The organism is Stenotrophomonas sp. HMSC10F06, assembly GCF_001807865.1.
Taxonomy (GTDB): domain Bacteria; phylum Pseudomonadota; class Gammaproteobacteria; order Xanthomonadales; family Xanthomonadaceae; genus Stenotrophomonas; species Stenotrophomonas bentonitica_A.
The window spans coordinates 1-20,021 of record NZ_KV791269.1 but is presented as its reverse complement, the minus strand read 5'-3'; the positions used below and the strand labels follow the sequence as shown (position 1 = coordinate 20,021).

The window sequence follows — 20,021 nt, the reverse complement described above, 5'->3', positions numbered from 1 at the left end:
GGCGTGCCGTCTTGCTAATGACCGTAATCCTCGAAGGCAGCGAGGTAGGTTTGGTCAGGTTCCGATCAGGTCAACGCTTCGCTATTGTCCAGGTCAGCTGTTCCGCGCTTCACCGAATGGAAGCGGGCTACTCTGTTGGAAGAGCCGATTGCTGTTTCCGTCAGCAGCAACCTGATCCGGTTGCGACGGCACTGCACGACGCCGCCATATGCGAGGGACAGGCCGGCCAATTGCTCATCTGCCATAGTGATCGTTGTCTCGGACAATGCCTGTGCCGAATCAAGAAGAGCGACGACTACGAGAATTCCCCGCTGTGGCCCGAAACGTCCACAACGGGCACGAACCACTACCTGACCCGTCTCATGCTCTAACAGAAGGGATACGGCATCGCTCAGTGCGCGATAGGCAGCCAACTGCAAATCATTGCTCAGCAGGCAGGGATCACCCTCCAGGCGAGGCCGGGCAACCCGGGCGGTCTTCTCCCACGCTTCGCGCAGGCCACCCATTTGCAATGCCACATAAAGGCCGAGTTGATCCAATGTGGTGGGATAGACCATGCTTGCCTGTTCGCGGAACAAGCGCGAATGCACCGTCGCAGTGTGAAGCAAGCCGCTGGCGATCTCGTGGTGTCCCTGCAACTTCAGCCAGTTCACGACTTCATTGAGGGAGACGTCAATGCCATCTCCGAGCTTACGAAGGTTGAGCGCGCGCTCGCGCAGACCGTTCTCCCTGGCCATATGAGACTTTCTGGCCAGTTTGATCGCGTTCTTCTCACCATCGTCCCTGATTCGGTAGCGGTGATAGTAATGAGTGATCCTGGAGCCGAACATGAGTAGCGCGGCGCCTGCGATGGCCATGATCATTTGCGTGGTAAACGTGGACTGATCAAATGCAGACGGGAATGGCTTGGGCGTGGTAAGGCCGATGATCAGATTAAGTGTTGGCACCGCCACCGCTGCGCCACGCCAGCCGAGCAGGCATGTCAGTGCAATGGCTGGGAGCGCCATTAGCAGCTGCAGGCTGCTTTTGGCCGTAGATGATTCCGCAGGTATCAGCGTCGTGCATATGCCTAGCAGGATCATTAAGCCGAGCGCGCCAATGATTGGGGTGAGCAATCTACTTGTCCATGCCGGCTCGGTGTTCCTCCTTGCCCAAAGCAAGGCGAGCGGTGCCACGGTCAGAATCCCGATGAAGTCACCTACGATGTAGCGCGCTATGCCGGCCAGCAATGGCATATCTGGTGTTGTCCAAAGCAATTCCGCCAGAGCAAGATTGATTGACGTAACGGCTACGGCCGATGCCGCGCCAACTGAAAGCAACCAAGCCTGCGTCGTAGCGGCCATCATCCTGCGATGCAGTCGCACGATCATTGCTACCGTGGGCATCAGCGAGACGGAGGCGAGGATGACCCACGTCAACCCGTACTTGTCGATCATCGGGTAACGCATCTGAGCAAAGTAGGCGTATTCGCCAAGGAACAGGTAGGGCCACAGTCGGGGTGGGCAAAGCAGCAGGGCGGCCACTCGTATACCCGCAGGCAGGTAGAACTGGTCGAGGGATAGTTTGCGCGCCCCCCAGCATGCAAATGCGTAGAACACAGCGAGAACAAGCCCGATCGGCTCGATGCGCAGATTCAACTGAATTCCATTTTTCCACCACTCTCCGCGCACTGGCTTCCCCTGTTCGTGCCTTCAACATCCCTGTGTAGCAATGCCGCGATTAGATTGGACGGTATATATACACGTCCGATTATGCAATTGCGCAAGTGGTCCGGCGCGTTGGCGGCACAGGGTATGGATGGACGCACAGGCGTGTGTCACGTTCATGGGCGTGACACATATCTCATTTTGGGGTGATAAGCTTCATGCCGGCTCTGGCGCCGGCATTAGTGAGGCGCTGTAGCCGCGCGGATGAATCCACGAGCTCGAGAAACGCCTGTCTCAGTCACCGCAGGCGTTGATGTGACGCATTCTGCTCGTTTCGTTTTTATGTGATCCGACCCGTGGAGGGCGTGGTAAGCACTGCCATAACATCCGCTGCGCGTCCTGTTGTGGAACTGCCGGAAAGTGGAAAGCCTGATTTCAGATGCCGCGCCCCGTCTCACTTTTCCATCGCAGTGCGTAATTGCAGGGCGGGCAGCCTACGGCACGACGATCTTCACAATTCCGCGGCGGACGGCCGCGGAGGTCGTTGAGTGTCTGGAAGTGTCGAATCGGCACAAGGGCTCGAACCCGACGCCGCGCAGTACCCGGCCGGCACCGCCGCCGAGCCCGCCGCCCCGCCGAAAACCCCTTGAACCCTCACCACAACGCATCGCGCAGCTTGTACCAGGACATCGCCGCCACCAGCAGCGGCGTCCGCAGCAGGCGCCCGCCGGGGAAAGGGCGGTGCGGGATACGCTCGAACACGTCCAGCCGCTCCGCCTGCCCGGCAATCGCCTCGGCCAGCACCTGGCCTGCCAGGCCCGCAGCGGCAACACCGTGGCCGGAAAAGCCCTGCGCGAAATAGACATTCGGGGTCAGCCGGCCCCAGTGCGGGGCACGGTTGCGGGTGATGTCGACATAACCGCCCCACACGTACTCCAGCTCCACGTCGGCCAGCTGCGGGAACACCGCGCGCATGCGCCGGGTCATCACCCCGCGCAGGCCGGGCGGGGGCAGGGCGGAGTAGCTGGCCTGGCCGCCGAACAGCAGGCGGTGGTCGCGGCTCAGTCGGAAATAGTCCAGCGCCCAGCTGACATCGGCCACGGCCATGTCGTTGCGGATCAGTGATTGCGCCCGCGCCTGTCCGAGGACCGCGCTGGCGCCGATGTAGGTGCCGACCGGCATGATCCGCGATTCCAGCTCCGGCGCGATGCCCTCCAGCCAGGCGTTGCCGGCGATCACCACGTGATCGGCGCTGACCGTGCCGTGCGCGGTACGCAGTTGCGGCCGGGCCCCCCGGATCAACTGCAGTACCGGCGACTGCTCGTGGATCACCGCCCCGGCTGCCTCGGCGGCACGGGCCAGGCCCTGTGCGTAGGCCAGCGGATGCAGGTGGCCGCTGTGAGGATCGAACATGGCCCCGCGATAGCGCGGACTGTCCAGTTGCCCGCGCAGCTGGGCGCGGTCCCACCACTCCAGGGGATAGTCGTAGCGCTGGGCCAGATCGATCAGCCCGGCGCGCAGCATGCGCTCCTGGCGGGGCTTGATCGGCACGCTGGCGTGGCCGTCGCGCCAGTCGCAGTCGATCTGGTGGCGGGCGATGCGGTCGCGCAGCAGGCGCATGCCGTCGCGCGAGAACTCGAACAGCGCCCGCGCATCTTCGGCGCCGACCAGATGCTCGAGCGTGTCCACCTCGCAGCCGTAGCCGACGATGGCCTGGCCGCCGTTGCGCCCTGAGGCCCCCCAGCCGACCCGGTGGGCCTCCAGCAGCACGACGCGATACCCGCGTTCGGCGAGGGTGAGCGCGGCGGAGAGGCCGGTGTAACCGGCGCCGAGCACGCAGACGTCGGCGTTCAGATCGCCGGCCAGTGGCTCACGCAGCGGGGCATCAGCCACGCTGTCGGCGTACCAGCTGGGTGCGTGCGTCTCGCCGGCGGTGGTCATGCCGGGCTCCGGCGGGCGATGGACAAGTCAGGAATCATGGACAAAGGATGCCAGCAACCGAGGCGCGTAACAGCGGGCAGTCTGTCGCAGCGTCTGCGCCCGGCGTGTGAGGGCGCGCGCGCCGACGAGGCGGCGCTGAGTTGCGCGGGATCTGCGCGCAGGGGTAACGTGGTTGCAGGTCATCCGAGCATGACGCATGGTCTCGCCCTCTTGGGTCGGCCTGCCCACCGACAGCACGATGTTGGGCCATCACCGCTTCGCGGCGGCCGGTGAAAAGTACATCCGCGCGCTGGTCGAGGCGGCCGGCGTCACTCCGGTGCTGTTGCCCAGCCTGCAACCGCCGCTGCCGGCCGCGCCGTGGCTGGACCGGCTGCAGGGCCTGCTGCTGACCGGCGCGGTAAGCAACATCGAGCCGCATCTGTATGCGGGGCCGCCGAGCTGGCCGGGCAATCGGCATGACCCGGCGCGCGATGCGAACGCGCTGTCCTTGTTGCATGAAGCGCTGGCCCGCGATCTGCCGGTGCTGGCGATCTGTCGCGGTTTCCAGGAATTGAACGTGGCGCTCGGCGGCAGCCTGCATCCGCGCGTGCACGAGGTGCCGGGGCTGGGCGATCATCGCGAAGACCCACAGGCGGCGGTCGAGGTGCAGTATGGTCCTGCACATGCGGTGCAGCTGTCCGAAGGCGGTTGGCTGGCCGGCTGGGCCGGGGTGCCCACGGCAACGGTCAATTCCGTGCACGGGCAGGGCATCGACCGGTTGGCCGACGGGCTGCGGGTCGAGGCCATCGCCGCGGATGGGCTGATCGAAGCGGCGCGCAGTACCTCGCACCGTTTCGTGCTCGGGGTGCAGTGGCATCCTGAGTGGCGGGTGGCTGACAATCGGTTCTATCACAGCATTTTTCACGCTTTCGGCGATGCTTGTCGCCGCAACTCTCTTACAGCAGACCGGTCATGACCACCCGAACGCGTTCGCGCAAAGCCGCCCCCAAGCCTGTTCCGCAGGAGAGCACGCTGCTGCGCTGGCTCAAGGACCGGCGCATCACGGAGGTGGAGTGCCTGGTGCCGGACATCACCGGCAACGCGCGCGGCAAGATCATTCCGGCCGACAAGTTCTCGCACGATTACGGCACGCGCCTGCCGGAGGGCATCTTCGCCACCACCGTCACTGGCGAATTCCCGGACGATTATTACGAGCTGACCTCGCCCTCGGACTCGGACATGATCCTGCGCCCGGATGCCGACACCGTCCGCATGGTGCCATGGGCGACCGATCCCACCGCGCAGGTCATCCACGACTGTTTCACCAAGACCGGCGAGCCGCACGAGCTGGCCCCACGCAACGTGCTGCGCCGGGTGCTCAACGCCTATGCCGAGCTCGGCCTGCGCCCGGTGGTGGCCCCGGAGCTGGAGTTCTTCCTGGTCCAGAAGAACACCGACCCGGATTTCCCACTCTTGCCGCCGGCCGGCCGTTCCGGTCGCCCGGAGACGGCGCGCCAGTCGTACTCGATCGACGCGGTCAACGAGTTCGATCCGATCCTCGATCTGATGTATGACTACTGCGACGCGATGAAGCTGGACGTGGACACGCTCATCCACGAATCCGGCGCCGCGCAGCTGGAGGTCAACTTCACCCACGCCAATGCGATGGACCTGGCCGACCAGGTGTTCCTGTTCAAGCGCACCATGCGCGAGTCGGCGATGCGCCACGGCATCTATGCCACCTTCCTGGCCAAGCCGATGGAGAACGAGCCGGGCAGTGCGATGCACATCCACCAGAGCCTGCTGCGGATCAGCGATGGCAGCAATGTGTTCAGCGGTGAGCACGGTGGTGAGGATTTCAGTCCGCTGTTCGGCCATTACCTGGCCGGCCTGCAGAAGTACGTGCCGGCGGCGATGGCGTTCTTCGCTCCGAATGTGAACTCCTACCGCCGGCTGATGTTCGGCGAGGTCTCCCCGAGCAACGTGCACTGGGGCTTCGACAACCGCACCTGCGGGCTGCGGGTGCCGCTGGATACGCCGGAGAACATGCGGGTGGAAAGCCGGTTCGCCGGTTCGGACGCCAATCCTTACCTGGCCATCGCCGCGACCCTGGCCGCCGGGCTGCTGGGCATCCGCGAGCAGGGCTCGCCGACCGCCCCGATCAGCGGCAGCGCCAAGGAGCTGGGCTACGACCTGCCACGCTCGCTGGGCGAGGCGCTGGACGGGCTGGAAGGCTGCCCGGCGCTGCGCGAGATGCTGGGCGAGCGCTTCTGCCGTGCCTATGTGTCGGTCAAGCGCAAGGAATACGAGACCTTCTTCCGGGTCATCAGCTCCTGGGAGCGCGAGTTCCTGCTGCTCAACGTCTGACCCCAGGCACCACATCCGGCATGGCCGTGAGGGCCGTGTGCTGGGAAAATGGGGGCATGCCCGGTAGGCTGGCACCCGTTGCGCCGGTCCGGCCGGTTCCCCCCAACTCGCACCTGACCTGTGGAGAGTCCGATGAAGCTGCGAATCCTCACCCTCGGCATTGCCGTATCCGTGCTGACCGCCTGTGGCGGCGGTGACAAGCAGGACGACGCCAAGGTGCTGAACGTCTACAACTACAGCGACTACATCGCGGAAGACACCATCCCGAACTTCGAGAAGGCCACCGGCACCAAGGTGACCTATGACGTGTTCGACAGCGATGAGATGGTCGAAACCAAGCTGCTGGCCGGCAACAGCGGCTACGACGTGGTCGTGCCGACGCTGAATTTCTTCGGCCGCCAGATCAAGGCCGGCGTGTTCCTGCCGCTGGACAAGAGCAAGATCCCGAACCTGGCCAATCTCGACCCGAGTGTGATGAAGCGCATCGCGCAGCAGGACCCGGGCAACGAATACGGCGTGCCGTACATGATCGGCACCACCGGCATCGGCTACAACGTGGAACTGCTCAAGCAGCGCTTCGGCGGCAGCACCGAGATCGCCAACAGCTGGGACCTGATCTTCAAGCCCGAAAACATCGCCAAGATGAAGGACTGCGGGATCACGATCCTGGATACGCCGTCGGACATGATCCCCATCGCGCTGCATTACCTGGGCGAGGATCCGCACAGCCAGGACCCGGCCACGTTGGAGAAGGCCGCCGCGCTGCTCAAGACGATCCGCCCGTACGTGCAGAACTTCCACTCTTCGCAGTACGTGGGCTCGCTGGCCAACGGCGGTACCTGCCTGGTGGTGGGCTGGTCCGGTGACATCATCCAGGCCCGCGACCGCGCGGCCGAGGCCTCCAACGGCGTGACCGTGGCCTACTCGATCCCGCGCGAAGGCGCCCCGCAGTGGTTCGACATGCTGGCCATCCCCAAGGATGCCAAGCACCCGGAGGCGGCCTACGCCTTCATCAACTACCTGCTCGAGCCCAAGGTCGCCGCGGCCAACACCAACTTCATCCATTACGCCAACCCGGTGACCACGGCCACGCCGCTGGTGGACGAGGCGATCCGCACCGATCCGACCATCTACCCGCCGGCCGATGTGGCGGCCAAGATGTTCACCTACTCGATCAACACGCCGGAGGTGGACAAGCTCTACACCCGGCTGTGGACCGAGGTGAAAACCGGGCGCTGAGTGCCCCCTGCGACGCCGGCCCCGCGCCGGCGTCGTCGTTTCGGGGGCCGCGTGCACCCGGGGTCGGCAACGCGGGCCGCCCCGCCGGGTAGCACATGACGCGGCCACCACCGGTAAAATGGGATGCTCCCCCCGTCCTGCCGCCGCTCCTGGAGCCGCCCCCCATGCCATTTGAAGCCAAGCCGGAAGGCGCGGTCCTCCCGGTCCTGGAACCGGGTTACCTGTCCATCCGCGCGCTGCGCAAGGAGTTCGACGGCTTCGTCGCGCTCGACGACGTCACCCTGGACGTGCGCAAGGGCGAGATCTTCGCGCTGCTGGGAGGCTCGGGCAGCGGCAAATCGACGCTGCTGCGCTGTCTGGGCGGCTTCGAGACTCCCACCCAGGGCACCATCGACCTGGACGGCCAGCGCATCAACGCGCTGCCGCCGTACCAGCGCCCGATCAACATGATGTTCCAGTCCTATGCGCTGTTCCCGCACATGACGGTGGAGCAGAACATCGCCTTCGGCCTGAAGCAGGACGGCATGGCCCGCGATGCGATCAATCGCCGTGTCGGCGAGATGCTGGAGCTGGTGCAGTTGACCAAGCTGGCCAAGCGCAAACCGCACCAGCTCTCCGGTGGCCAGCAGCAGCGCGTGGCGCTGGCGCGGTCGCTGGCCAAGGGTCCGAAGCTGCTGTTGCTGGATGAGCCGATGGGCGCGCTGGACAAGAAGCTGCGCTCGCAGATGCAGCTGGAGCTGGTCAACATCATCGAGACCACCGGGGTGACCTGCGTGCTGGTCACCCACGATCAGGAAGAAGCCATGACCATGGCCACCCGGATCGCGGTGATGGATGCCGGCTGGATCCAGCAGGTCGGCAAGCCGGATGAAATCTACGAACAGCCGGCCAACCGGTTCGTGGCCGAGTTCATCGGTTCGGTGAACCTGTTCGACGGGGTGCTCGATGAGGACCTGCCCGAATACGTCACCGTGCGCACGCCGCTGTTCCCTGCGCCGATCTACGTCGCCCACGGCATCACCGGCTACGAAGGCCAGCCGGTAGCCTTCGCGCTGCGCCCGGAGAAGGTGATGATCGGCAAGGACGAACCGGCCGGCGACACCAACAAGGCGCAGGGCGTGATCGAGGAGATCGCCTACTTCGGCAGCCACTCGGTGTTCCATGTGCGCCTGCCGAGCGGGGCCAAGGTGCTGTCCAACTTTGCCAACTCGCAGCGCTGGGCCAGCGATGGCCTGACCTGGGGCGACACCGTCTGGGTGCACTGGCGCGACAACGACGGCGTGGTGCTGACCTCATGAGCGCGACCGGCTGGAAGCGCTGGCTCCCGGGCACGCGCGCCGGCGTGATCGCCGCGCCGTACCTGTGGCTGCTGCTGTTCTTCGCGGTGCCGTTCGTGATCATCCTGATGATCTCCTTCGCGCGCACCCAGGTCGGCTCACCGCCGTACACCTGGCTGCTGGAGTACGTGGACGGCGCCTTCTCGCTCAAGCTCAACCTGGGCAGCTATGCGGCCCTGGTCAAGGACAACCAGTACCTGCTGGCCTACCTGAGCTCGATCAAGATCGCGGTCATCTCGACCCTGCTCACGCTGTTGATCGGCTACCCGATGGCGTATGTGATCTCGCGGATGAGCCCGGCCGCGCGCAACGTGGCGATGATGCTGGTGGTGCTGCCCTCGTGGACCTCGTTCCTGATCCGGGTGTATGCGTGGATCGGCATCCTGGACCGCAACGGCCTGCTCAACCAGCTGCTGCTCAAGCTCGGCCTGATCGATGCGCCGCTGCAGATCCTGTACACCCCGACCGCCGCCTACATCGGCATCGTTTACTGCTACCTGCCGTTCATGGTGCTGCCGCTGTACGCCAACCTGGTGAAGCTGGACAACCGCCTGCTGGAAGCGGCCTACGACCTCGGCGCCAAGCCGTGGCAGGCCTTCGTGCGGATCACATTGCCGCTCTCGCGCACCGGCATCATCGCCGGCTGCATGCTGGTGATGATCCCGGCGGTAGGGGAGTTCGTGATTCCGGAAATGCTCGGCGGGCCGGATACGCTGATGATCGGCCGCGTGCTGTGGGGCGAGTTCTTCAACAACCGCGACTGGCCGACGGCCTCGGCGGTGGCGATCGTGATGCTGGCCCTACTGCTGGTGCCGATCCTGCTGTTCAACCGCATGCAGCAGCGCGAGCTGGAAGGAAAGCTGGCATGAGCATGGTGCGCAGCAACCGCTGGCTGGGCTGGAGCCTGCTCGGGCTGGGCTTCGCCTTCCTGTACCTGCCTATCCTGTTGTTGATGGTGTATTCCTTCAACGCCTCCAAGCTGGCCACGGTGTGGTCGGGCTTCTCCACGCGCTGGTACGGTGAGCTGTTCAACAACCGCCAGATCCTGGACGCGCTGTGGATCAGCCTGAAGGTCGCATTCTGGACCGCCTGCGCGGCCACCGTGCTCGGCACGATGGCGGCGATGGTGATGACCCGCATGCGCCGCTTCCCCGGCAAGACCCTGTTCGGGGCGTTGATCACCGCACCGCTGGTGATGCCGGAAGTGATCCTGGGCTTCTCGCTGATGACCCTGCTGGTGGCGATGGGCGGCATCCCCGGCTTTCCCAGCCGCGGCGTGACCAGCATCTGGATCGCGCACGTCACCTTCACTCTGTCCTTCGTGACCGTGGTGGTGTCTTCGCGGCTGCAGGAGCTGGACCGCTCGCTGGAGGAGGCCGCCATGGATCTCGGCGCGAGCCGGCTCAAGGTGTTCTTCCAGATCACCCTGCCGATCATCGCCCCGGCGCTGGTGGCCGGCTGGCTGCTGGCGTTCACGCTCTCCCTTGATGACGTGGTGATCGCCAGCTTCGTGGCCGGGCCGAACTCCACGACCTTGCCGATGAAGGTGTTCTCCTCGGTGCGGATGGGCATCAAGCCGGAGATCAACGCGCTGGCCACCTTGATGGTGCTGGCGGTGTCGATCGCGGCGGTGGTCGGCTGGTACATCACTGCCCGGGCGGAAAAGCGCCGCCAGCGTGACATGCAGATGGCACTGCAGGACCCCAGCTGAACGGTGCCGGGGCAGGCCGCTGCTGCGACGCTTTGTCGCGGCGTTCACCCTGATCCGGCAACATCCGGCTCACGAGGCCGGGCGCACAATGCGGGTCTGACTTTCGGAGACCCGTGATGACCGCTGACATCATCAATCCCGCGACCGGCCAGGTCACCTACCGCCATGAACTGCTCACCGCCAAGGAGGTCGAGCAGCGCCTGGCGGCAGCTGCCGGGGCGTTCCCGGCCTGGGCGGCGCGTTCGCTGCAGGAGCGCGGGGCGATCCTGCGCGCGATTGCCGCCCAGCTGCGCCAACGCAAGGGCGACATCCAGCACGCGATGACCACCGAGATGGGCAAGCTCAAGGTGGAGGCGCTGGGTGAGATCGAGAAATGCGCCGAGGCCTGCGAGTTCTACGCCGACCATGCGGCTGACTACCTCAAGCCGCAGCTGATCGATACCGAAGCCCAGCGCAGCTACGTGCGCTATGAGCCGATCGGCTGCGTGTTCGCGGTGATGCCGTGGAACTTCCCGATCTGGCAGGTGTTCCGCTTCCTCGCGCCGGCGTTCATGGCCGGCAACGTGGCCCTGCTCAAGCACGCCAGCAACGTGCCGCAGTGCGCCGACCTGATCCTGGCGGCGTGCCGCGACGGCGGCCTGCCCGAAGGCGTGTTCGATGTGCTCCACATCGACAACGACCAGGCCGCCGAAGTGCTGCGCGACAAGCGGGTCAAAGCGGTAACGCTGACCGGCAGCGAGCGCGCCGGGCGCTCCATCGCGGCCAACGCCGGCGACCAGCTCAAGAAGTGCGTGATGGAACTGGGCGGCAGCGATGCCTTCGTGGTGCTGGACGATGCCGATCTCGAAAAGACGGTGGCTGCAGCAGTGAAGTCACGCTTCGACAACAGCGGGCAGACCTGCATCGCGGCCAAGCGGTTCATCGTGGTCGATGCGATCGCCGATGCGTTCGTGGAGAAGTTCGTCGCCGCTGCAGGCAAGCGCGTCTACGGGGATCCGCAGGACGAGAACACCACGCTGGCCCCGATGGCACGCGCGGACCTGCGCGACGAACTGCACAAGCAGGTGCAGGACAGCATCGCCAAGGGCGCCAAGCTGCTGCTGGGCGGCGAGCCGGTGGCCGGTTCGCATGCTGGCTATCCGGCAACGATCCTGGACAACGTCACCCCCGGCATGCCGGCCTACGACGAAGAACTGTTCGGTCCGGCCGCGGCGATCCTGCGGGTCAGCGATGACGCCGAAGCCTTGCGCGTGGCCAATGACACCACCTTCGGCCTGGGTGGCAGCGTGTGGACCACCGATGCGGCCCGTGGCGAAGCCATCGCCCAGCAGCTGGAATGTGGTGCCGCCTTCGTCAACGCCATCGTCAAGAGCGACGTGCGCCTCCCCTTCGGCGGCAGCAAACGTTCCGGCTTCGGCCGCGAACTCGCCGAGCATGGCATCCATGAGTTCATGAACATCAAGACCGTTTACGTCGCCTGATGCCATGAACCGGGTAGTGCCGGCCGCTGGCCGGCTCACGCCCATGCCCCGGACGCCCGCGAACATCAGATAACGGTCATGCCACCGGAGGAGCCGGCCAGCGGCCGGCACTACCCACCGTCGTGGCCAGCCGTCGCCCGCCGTAGCGAACAACGGTCACCACCGTAGCGACCAACGGTCGCTGCCTAAAGCCAGCGCGCGCGCTTGAACAACCGGTACAGGCCCACGCACACCGCACCCACGCCGATGATCATCGCCGGGTAGGCCCATGGCTTGTCGAGCTCGGGCATGTGCGTGAAGTTCATGCCGTACCAACTGGTGATCAGGGTCGGGGCGGCCAGCAGCGCCGCCCACGCGCCCAAGCGCTTGACCGTCTCGCCCTGGGCCAGGGTGACCAGCGAGAGGTTCACGCTCAGCGCGGTGCCCAGCATCTCGCGCAGGGTGTCGATCACATCGCTGATCCGTACCGCGTGGTCGTGCACGTCGCGCAGGTACAGCTTCACTTCGTCCGGCACCAGGTCACCCTGGTAGCGCTTGATCTGCGAGAGCATGTCCTGCAGCGGCGCCACGGCCATGCGCATCTTGTTGAGCTCGCGCTTGAGCTCGTACAGGCGCACCACGGTGTGGCGTTTGTAGTTGTCGGAGAAGATGTCCTTCTCCAGATGTTCCAGCGTGTCACGGTAGCGCTGGGTGATGGGCAGATAGTTGTCGACCACGAAATCCAGCACCGCGTACAGGCAGTACGAGGGCCCCATGGTGCGCAGCAGCTCCGGCTCGCGCTCCACGCGGGCGCGCGGGGCGGCATAGGAAAGCGACGCGCCGTGGCGCACCGTGACCAGGAAGCGCGGGCCGAGGAAGGCGTGCGTTTCGCCGTAGCGGATCCGCTCGTCCACCATCTGCGCGGTGGTCACCACCACGAACAGCGAATTGCCGTAGGCCTCGACCTTGGGCCGCTGGTGCGCGTTGCGGGCGTCCTCGATGGCCAGCGAGTGCAGGCCGAATTCTTCCTGCAGTTTCAGCAGCACGCTGTCATCGGGCTCGTACAGGCCGACCCAGACGAAGCCGTTGTCGCTGGCGATCACATCGCTGATCGCATCCAGGCTGATGTCGTGGCGTTTGCCCTGGTCATCGTAGTGAACGCAGTTGATGACGCAGGCGGGGTTATCGGGTGTGACGGTATCCATGGCGGGCATCGTGCGTCAGCGGCCCGTGACGGGCAGGTCACGGCGGCCCAGCGCCCATGCCAGCGCCACGTGGATCGGCAGCAGCAACACGATCCACTGCAGGTTGTACTGCGCCTGCAGGGTCAACCAGTGCAGCACCAGCCCCAGCAGGGACAGCCCGGCCACCGCCCACAGCACGATCCGGAACCACGCGCGCGGCACGCGGCCGCGCAGCAGGGTGACCGCGGCGGGGACAAGCAGCAGGCACAGCGGCGAGAGCTGCAGCAGGTTGCGGTTGGCCCAGGCGGCCTGGTGCGCGCTGAAGCCCCACAGGTAGGTCAGCAGTGCGCCGCCAATACCGCAGAACAGCCAGAACGGCAGCGCGAGGCCACCAAGCAGACGACGCCGGCGCCGAACTGCGACCACGCCTGCGGCAGCGATCAGGCCGCACAGCAGCCACGGCCACCAGCGGCGGGGAGACTCGCTCGGTTCCGGCGCGATCCGGTGCGGCAGCAGTTCCTGCTCGGCCTGCACCAGCGGGCGCCCTTCGCTGTTGCGGACCTGGCGCAGCGCATCGGCCAGGCGCATCGGGACGAATGCTTCCTGCCAGCGCGACAGCGGCTGGTCGGCAAACGGACCCAGGCCGATATCGAAGCCCAGCCACATCCACGGCGAGGGCGAGGCCAGGCGTACCGATTCACTGCGGTAGGTGTTGCCGCGCGAGCGCCCCGACAGCTGCGAATGCAGGCCGCCACCGAGGGCACCATCGATCGCATCGCGGACCATGGTGGCGCAGTTGGCGGTGTAGTAATCGTAGTGGTAACGCGCGTTTTCGGGCTTGGCACGCTCGGCCAGCGACGCGGCCAGGGTGCGCGCCTGCGCGGGCGTCAGATCCAGCCACTGCACGCTCGCACCGCGGCCGCTCTCCTGGTAGTACGACAGGTCCTGCCCGAGCGGCAGCGCGACCAGGTAATACATCATGTCGCCGCGCACGAAGTTGCCGATGAAATCGGACTCGCTCGGGTCGAAGTAACCGAAGTTGTACGAGATGGCGTCGCCGGTGACCGGATCGACCACGACCAGCGCGTCATGGCCGAAGCGTTCGAAGAAGATCTCGCCCGGCTGCATGGTGACCACGCCGATGCGTGGCGCCTCGGCGGCAGGGGCCGGGGCGGCCGTGGCAGGCACGGCATCCTGCGCGGCCAGCGCCCCGAAGGGCAGGCTGGCCATCGCAAGCAGCGACAACACGAACAACAGGCGGCACAGCGACCACCGATTCAAAGGGGGCCGCATGGCGTGGGTCAATCCTCGTTGTGGGTGTCGGGCGGCAGCACGGTCACATGGAACGCCTGCACGCGCCGGGCATCGGCACGCGCCACCCGGAACACGAAGCGGTCCAGGGTGAGCTCATCGCCGGTTTCGGGCAGGTGCCCGATCGCCTCGGTGACCAGGCCACCGATGGTGTCGTAATCGTCGTCGGGGAAGGTGGCACCGAAGCGCTCGTTGAAATCCTCGATCGCGGTCAATGCATCGACCACGTACTGTCCGTCGGCCTGGATCGCGATCTGCGAGGTGTGGTCCTCGGCCTCGTCATGCTCGTCGTCGATCTCGCCGACGATCTGCTCCAGCACGTCCTCGATGGTGACCAGCCCGGCGACACCGCCGTACTCGTCCACCACGATGGCCATGTGGTTGCGCGAGAGCCGGAACTCCTTCAGCAGCACGTTGAGCTTCTTGGCCTCGGGGATCAGTACCGCCGGGCGCAGCAGCTCACGGATGTTGGCCGGCCCGTTGTCGGCGACCACGCCGCGCAGCAGGTCCTTGGCCAGCAGGATGCCGAGGATGTCGTCCTTGTTGTCGCCGTGCACCGGGAAGCGCGAATGGCCGGATTCGACCACCTGCTTCATCAGTTCAAGGAAGGGGGCTTCGACCGGCAGGGAGACCATCTGCGAGCGCGAGATCATCACGTCGCCGACGGTGAGCTCGGCCACCGAAATGGCGCCCTCCATCATCCGCAGCGTGTCCGCGGCGATCAGGCCGTCTTCGTGCGCGGTGTGCAGTACCGCCACCAGCTCGTCGCGGGTGTGGGGTTCGCCGGAGAAGGCAGAGGTCAGGCGTTCGAGCCAGCTGCGCTTCTTTTCATTGTGCTCCTGCGCGGAGCTACTACTGTCGTCTTCAGACATCTCTGGAAAAAAGGCACCCGGCAGGCCGGGCGTTGGATTTAGTCTATCAGGATGCGAGGGCCTGTCAGCGCCTCGCCGCCGCCGGGTTCACGCCCGGCGAGGGGGCCGCGGTGGGGCTGGCCGGCGGTGTTTCCTCCTCCGGCGGCAGGTCCAGGCTGTAGGTGCAGCCGGCCAGGGTCTTGCCCGGGTGGGAGTTGACCGTGGACAGGCTCAGGATCACCGATTCGATCAGGGCCTCGCCGGTCCGCGGGTCGGTCACGTCGCGGCTGACCAGCTCGCGCCCGGCCATGAATTTCCGGGGGGTGTCCACGCCGTCTTCCAGGGCCAGGCGCTTGGCCAGCGGGCGCGGGTCGGCCAGGTCCAGGATGGCCATGATGCTGGCCCCGGCGACGGCGATGTACTCGGCGCGCTCGCCGAACACCGTGATCGGCGCGGCCAGGCGGAATTCGGTCATGAACTGGTTGGTCTGCGGCAGCGGCTGCAGGCCGTTGGCGACTGCCTTGAGCGGGTCGGCCACGACCGGGGCCACCGCCTCGTAGTCGCTCACGCGCTGGCGGCATTCGATCAGGGCGGGCAGGTCCAGCGGTGGCGCTTCGGCGAAGGCCGGGGCGGAAAGCACGGCCAGCAGGGCCAGGCAGGCAGGTCGCAACGGGGTCATCGGAACAGGTCCATCAACAAAGGCGTGCAGCGCACGGACGCGGCGTCGATCATAGCGGGGGGCGGCCCGCCATGGCAGGCCGTCAGCGACGGCGCAGCAGCCAGCGCACGGTGGCGGTGAAGGTGACCACCGCGATCCCCGCCGCACACAGCAGCAGCACCACCGCACCCAGGTGGATCAGCGCGGGGGCGCCGGCGGTGGAGGCGACCAGCCCGCGCCCGAATACCAGTGCGAAGGCGGCGGCCAGCACGAACAGCAGGGCGACCTGCACCGGCCGGGCACGGAAGGTCGCCGATTGGGCCGGTCGGGCACCATCGCGCCGCGACCAGGCATACAGCGTCCGCCACCCCAGGGGAGCGGCCAGCGCGGCCGCCAGGCCTGACCAGGCCACCACGCTGAAGCCGCTGGCGGTGAGCGTTGCCCCGCCCGGGTCGGCCAGCAGATGGGGCAGGATCAGGCCCGCGAACAGGCACGAGAGGGTGCCACCGATGAACACGGCCACTGACAGCGTCGCCAGCCGGCGGGTCCAGCTCGCGGACAACGGCGCGCGCCGCTGCCGGGCCGCCCACCAGCTGCGTGACGGCGCCAACGAAAGCAAGGCGATCACCGCCGACAGCGCCAGCATGCCCATCCGGATGGCGCCGGGATCGCGCCCCGCCGGGGCCAGCGCGGTCAGGCCTGGTGCGCCCAGGGCGGAATACACCCCCGCCAGCAGGGACAGGGCGAGCAGTACGGGGCCCAGCGCGGAGCGTCGATCAGGCATCGGCATGGCGGCATACATCCTTGTATGGCGAAGACATCAGCAGGCGCAGCGCAGGGGGGACTCAGCGCTCGCCGGCATACGGATCGGCGATGCCGAGTTCGGCCAGGATGTCGCGCTCGAGCTGTTCCATGGCATCGGCTTCCTTCTCGTCCTCATGGTCCCAGCCGAGCAGGTGCAGCACGCCGTGCACGGTCAGGTGCGCGTAATGGGCGTTGAGCGCCTTGCCCTGTTCGTCGGCCTCGCGGGCAACCACCGGGGCGCAGATCACCAGGTCGCCCAGCAGCGGGAACTTCACGCCCTTGGGCAGGCCCTCGGGCAATTCCGCGGGGAAGCTGAGCACGTTGGTCGCGTAATCCTTGCCGCGGTAATGCCGGTTCAAGGACTGGCCTTCCTTGGCATCGACCAGGCGGATGGCCAGGTCGGCCTCGCGGATGCGGCCTTTCAGGGCCGCGGCCACCCATTTGCGGAAGCTCACCGCCGAGGGCAGACCCGCGCGGGGCAGGGCGTAGTTGATGGCGACGTCCAGGCGTACGGGACCACGGGTCATGGGTTCGCTCCGGGTTGGACCTGTTGCAGATCGCGGCGATCGTAAGCGCTGACGATGCGCGCCACCAGCGGATGACGGACCACGTCGCGCGCTTCGAAGAAGGTGAAGCTCACGCCCTCGACATCGCGCAGGACCTCGATGGCATCGCGCAGGCCGGATTTCACGTGCTTGGGCAGATCGGTCTGGGTGAGATCGCCGGTGACCACCGCAGTGGAGCCGAAGCCCAGGCGGGTCAGGAACATCTTCATCTGTTCGACCGTGGTGTTCTGCGCTTCATCCAGGATCACGTACGCATCGTTGAGCGTGCGCCCGCGCATGTAGGCCAGCGGCGCGATCTCGATGACGTTCTTCTCCAGCAGCTTGATCACTTTTTCCACGCCGAGCATTTCATACAGCGCGTCGTACAGCGGGCGCAGGTACGGGTCGACCTTCTGGCTCAGGTCGCCGGGCAGGAAGCCGAGCTTTTCGCCGGCCTCCACCGCCGGGCGGACCAGGATCAGGCGCTGCACGCGCGCTTCGTTGAGCGCTTCCACCGCACTGGCCACGGCCAGGAAGGTCTTGCCGGTACCGGCCGGGCCGATGCCGAAGTTGATGTCATGGGTGGTGATCTGGTGCAGGTAACGGGCCTGGTTGGCGCCCCGGCCGCGCACGGTGCCGCGCTTGACCTTGATCGCCACCTCCTGGGCCTCGTAGGCGCGTTCTGCCACCTGCTCCACGTTGGCCTGGTTCAGGCGCAGGTGGATGGCATGGCTGTCGAACACCACGTCGCCGGCTTCGGCGTACAGCGCTTCGATCAGGGCCTGCGCATCGGCGACGACGGCCTTGGGGCCGGTCACGCGGAACACGTGCCCACGGTTGGCGATTTCCACGCCGAGTTTGAGTTCCACCTGGCGGAGATGTTCGTCGAATGGGCCGGCCATGTTGGCCAGGCGCTCGTTGTCTTCCGGGGTGAGGGTGAAGTCGCGTTGTGCGAGTGCGGTCATTGCGTCCGGCGGCCGCCGGTCCAGCCGACCGGGCCGCAAGCTGGGAAAGGGAGAACAGGGTAGCGCGGGTGTCGGGCCGCCGCTACTTTTCCACATCGCCTGTGCAGTGCCGGTGCAGCAAGCTGTGGATAGCTGCGCGCAGCCCTAGTGCGACAACGGGTCTGATGGCGTGATCAAAAAAGCGTCACGCCGGGGGCGCGCCGTGGTCCGGCGCGCGCGATGCCTTGCTCAGTCCGCCGTCACCATCCGCGCGCGCAGCGAATTGCTGTACGCCTCGGTGATCACCACATCGACGAACTGGCCGACCAGGCGCGGGTGCCCCGGGAAATTCACCGAGCGCATGTTCTCGCTCTTGCCGGTCAGCTCGTTCGGGTTGCGCTTGGAGGGGCCTTCCACCAGCACGGTCTGCACGGTGCCGACCATCTTTTCGGAGATGGCCGCCGCCTGCTCGTTGATCCGGGCCTGCAGGCGCGACAGGCGCGCGTGCTTTTCCGCATCCGTGGTGGTGTCTTCCAGATCGGCAGCCGGCGTGCCCGGGCGGCGCGAATAGATGAATGAGAAACTCTGGTCGAAGCCCACGTCCTCGATGAGCTTCATGGTCTTTTCGAACTCGGCATCGGTCTCGCCGGGGAAGCCGACGATGAAGTCCGAGCTGATCGAGATGTCCGGGCGCACCGCGCGCAGCTTGCGGATCTTGGATTTGAATTCCAGCGCGGTATAGCCACGCTTCATCGCCGAGAGTACGCGGTCGCTGCCGGCCTGCACCGGCAGGTGCAGGAAGTTGGCCAGCTGCGGCACATCGCGGTAGGCATCGATCAGCGAATCGCTGAACTCCAGCGGGTGCGAGGTGGTGAAGCGGATCCGGCCGACCCCGTCGATCTCGGCGATGGTGCGGATCAGCAGCCCGAGGTCGGCGAACTCGCCGTCGCCATACGGGCCACGGTAGGCGTTGACGTTCTGGCCGAGCAGGTTGATTTCCAGCACGCCCTGCGCGGCCAGCTGCGCCACTTCCACCACTACGTCCTCGAACGGGCGGCTGACCTCGGTGCCGCGGGTGTAGGGCACCACGCAGAACGAGCAGTACTTCGAGCAGCCTTCCATGATCGACACGAATGCGGAGGCCCCCTCGGCACGCGGCTCGGGCAGGGCGTCGAACTTCTCGATCTCCGGGAAGCTGATGTCCACCTGCGACCGGCCCGATTCCCGGCGCTGGCGGATCAGCTCCGGCAGGCGGTGCAGGGTCTGCGGGCCGAACACCAGGTCCACGTGCGGGGCACGCTTGATGATCGCTTCGCCTTCCTGCGAGGCCACGCAGCCGCCGACGCCGATGATCACGCCACGGCCGTTGTTCTTCAGCGTCTTCCAGTAACCGAGCTGGCTGAACACCTTCTCCTGGGCCTTCTCGCGGATGGAGCAGGTGTTCATCAACAACACGTCGGCCTCGGCCGGGTCGTCGGTGAGTTCCAGCCCTTCGGCGGCGGCGAGCACGTCGGCCATCTTGGTCGAGTCGTACTCGTTCATCTGGCAACCGTGGGTCTTGATGTACAGCTTGCCGCGCACCGGACCGCTCACCTGCGGCTTGGCGCCGGGCAGGGGGAGCAGGTCGGGGCGGGGGGCGGAGCTGGGCGGAGCGGAGGCAGGCAAGGCAGAACCGGCCGAAGTCGGCGCGGTCGAAGCTGGCGTCCCGGTCATGGCGCTTATTCCAGTCGGGTGGGCGGGCAGGCAGCCGGTTGGCTGCGGTGAGCAGGCCATTGTAGCCGGGTCGGGCGCCCCCCTTGGCAATCCCCGGGGAATTGGGGACACTCCCGCTCATGAAGGGGATGTTGGGGATCGCTGCGCTGGCCTTGGCTGCGCTGACCGCTATGCCGGCCAGTGCGGGCACCCTGTACAAGTGTGTTGGCAGCGACGGCATTCCCAGCTATGTGAGCAAGCGCGTGGCCGGGGCCAGCTGCAGTGTGATCAGCAGCTACCGGCCCGACCGCGGCGCGGCGCCTCGCCGGGCCGTGGCAGCGCCGCCCGCGCC

At 66.4% G+C, this 20,021-nt stretch carries 17 protein-coding genes and 1 pseudogene; 8 read left to right on the top strand and 10 right to left on the bottom strand.

Annotation, left to right across the window (positions count from 1 at the left end):
- Nucleotides 1–65: 65 nt before the first annotated feature.
- Both HMPREF3113_RS08635 and HMPREF3113_RS08630 read right to left on the bottom strand, forming a co-directional pair.
- Nucleotides 66–1,670, bottom strand: coding sequence for an MASE1 domain-containing protein (locus HMPREF3113_RS08635; RefSeq protein ID WP_070471790.1), 1,605 nt, complete (start codon nt 1,668–1,670; stop codon nt 66–68).
- Nucleotides 1,671–2,300: 630 nt separating this feature from the next.
- On the bottom strand, nt 2,301–3,587 hold the full coding sequence (locus tag HMPREF3113_RS08630) for an NAD(P)/FAD-dependent oxidoreductase (RefSeq protein WP_070471789.1): 1,287 nt from the start codon (nt 3,585–3,587) through the stop codon (nt 2,301–2,303).
- Between the two features lie 196 nt (nt 3,588–3,783).
- On the opposite strand from HMPREF3113_RS08630, the gene HMPREF3113_RS08625 reads away from it, so the two are divergent.
- The 7 genes from HMPREF3113_RS08625 (at nt 3,784) to HMPREF3113_RS08595 (ending at nt 11,701) form a co-directional block, all read left to right on the top strand.
- Complete coding sequence (locus HMPREF3113_RS08625; RefSeq protein ID WP_070471788.1) at nt 3,784–4,542, top strand: gamma-glutamyl-gamma-aminobutyrate hydrolase family protein; 759 nt, start codon at nt 3,784–3,786, stop codon at nt 4,540–4,542.
- On the top strand, nt 4,539–5,933 hold the full coding sequence (locus HMPREF3113_RS08620; protein WP_019185860.1) for a glutamine synthetase family protein: 1,395 nt from the start codon (nt 4,539–4,541) through the stop codon (nt 5,931–5,933). The genes HMPREF3113_RS08625 and HMPREF3113_RS08620 overlap by 4 nt, the downstream gene beginning before the upstream one ends.
- 132 nt (nt 5,934–6,065) lie before the next feature.
- Nucleotides 6,066–7,172: a polyamine ABC transporter substrate-binding protein gene (locus HMPREF3113_RS08615; protein ID WP_046272012.1), complete on the top strand. Its 1,107-nt coding sequence runs from the start codon at nt 6,066–6,068 to the stop codon at nt 7,170–7,172.
- 164 nt (nt 7,173–7,336) lie between these two features.
- A complete protein-coding gene (gene potA, locus HMPREF3113_RS08610) occupies nt 7,337–8,470 on the top strand; it encodes an ABC transporter ATP-binding protein (protein ID WP_070471787.1) in 1,134 nt (377 codons plus the stop codon).
- Nucleotides 8,467–9,378, top strand: a complete 912-nt coding sequence (locus tag HMPREF3113_RS08605) for an ABC transporter permease subunit (RefSeq protein WP_070471786.1) — start codon at nt 8,467–8,469, stop codon at nt 9,376–9,378. The genes potA and HMPREF3113_RS08605 overlap by 4 nt, the downstream gene beginning before the upstream one ends.
- Nucleotides 9,375–10,220, top strand: coding sequence for an ABC transporter permease subunit (locus tag HMPREF3113_RS08600; protein ID WP_019185856.1), 846 nt, complete (start codon nt 9,375–9,377; stop codon nt 10,218–10,220). The genes HMPREF3113_RS08605 and HMPREF3113_RS08600 overlap by 4 nt, the downstream gene beginning before the upstream one ends.
- A gap of 116 nt (nt 10,221–10,336) precedes the next feature.
- Complete coding sequence (locus HMPREF3113_RS08595) at nt 10,337–11,701, top strand: NAD-dependent succinate-semialdehyde dehydrogenase (RefSeq protein WP_070471785.1); 1,365 nt, start codon at nt 10,337–10,339, stop codon at nt 11,699–11,701.
- 185 nt (nt 11,702–11,886) lie between these two features.
- On the opposite strand, the gene HMPREF3113_RS08590 is transcribed toward HMPREF3113_RS08595, so the two are convergent.
- The 8 genes from HMPREF3113_RS08590 to miaB form a co-directional block, all read right to left on the bottom strand.
- Nucleotides 11,887–12,885, bottom strand: a complete 999-nt coding sequence (locus tag HMPREF3113_RS08590) for a magnesium and cobalt transport protein CorA (RefSeq protein WP_070471784.1) — start codon at nt 12,883–12,885, stop codon at nt 11,887–11,889.
- A gap of 15 nt (nt 12,886–12,900) precedes the next feature.
- Nucleotides 12,901–14,157: a lipoprotein N-acyltransferase Lnb domain-containing protein gene (locus tag HMPREF3113_RS08585; protein WP_070471783.1), complete on the bottom strand. Its 1,257-nt coding sequence runs from the start codon at nt 14,155–14,157 to the stop codon at nt 12,901–12,903.
- An 8-nt stretch (nt 14,158–14,165) separates the two neighbouring features.
- Complete coding sequence (locus tag HMPREF3113_RS08580) at nt 14,166–15,047, bottom strand: HlyC/CorC family transporter (RefSeq protein ID WP_046272009.1); 882 nt, start codon at nt 15,045–15,047, stop codon at nt 14,166–14,168.
- 64 nt (nt 15,048–15,111) lie between these two features.
- Nucleotides 15,112–15,705 (bottom strand): hypothetical protein, encoded by a 594-nt coding sequence (locus HMPREF3113_RS08575; RefSeq protein WP_070471782.1) that lies wholly within the window; start codon nt 15,703–15,705, stop codon nt 15,112–15,114.
- 82 nt (nt 15,706–15,787) lie between these two features.
- On the bottom strand, nt 15,788–16,474 hold the full coding sequence (locus tag HMPREF3113_RS08570; protein WP_070471781.1) for a hypothetical protein: 687 nt from the start codon (nt 16,472–16,474) through the stop codon (nt 15,788–15,790).
- A gap of 55 nt (nt 16,475–16,529) precedes the next feature.
- The gene (gene ybeY, locus HMPREF3113_RS08565) at nt 16,530–17,015 is read right to left on the bottom strand and encodes an rRNA maturation RNase YbeY (protein ID WP_019185849.1); all 486 of its coding nucleotides are present in this window, start codon (nt 17,013–17,015) and stop codon (nt 16,530–16,532) included.
- Nucleotides 17,012–17,998: a PhoH family protein gene (locus tag HMPREF3113_RS08560; protein ID WP_070426995.1), complete on the bottom strand. Its 987-nt coding sequence runs from the start codon at nt 17,996–17,998 to the stop codon at nt 17,012–17,014. Before HMPREF3113_RS08560 ends, ybeY begins: the two co-directional genes overlap by 4 nt.
- Nucleotides 17,999–18,226: 228 nt before the next feature.
- Complete coding sequence (gene miaB / locus HMPREF3113_RS08555; RefSeq protein WP_070471780.1) at nt 18,227–19,690, bottom strand: tRNA (N6-isopentenyl adenosine(37)-C2)-methylthiotransferase MiaB; 1,464 nt, start codon at nt 19,688–19,690, stop codon at nt 18,227–18,229.
- Between the two features lie 119 nt (nt 19,691–19,809).
- On the opposite strand from miaB, the pseudogene HMPREF3113_RS08550 reads away from it, so the two are divergent.
- Nucleotides 19,810–20,021: pseudogene (locus tag HMPREF3113_RS08550) on the top strand (lytic transglycosylase domain-containing protein); the annotation flags it as partial.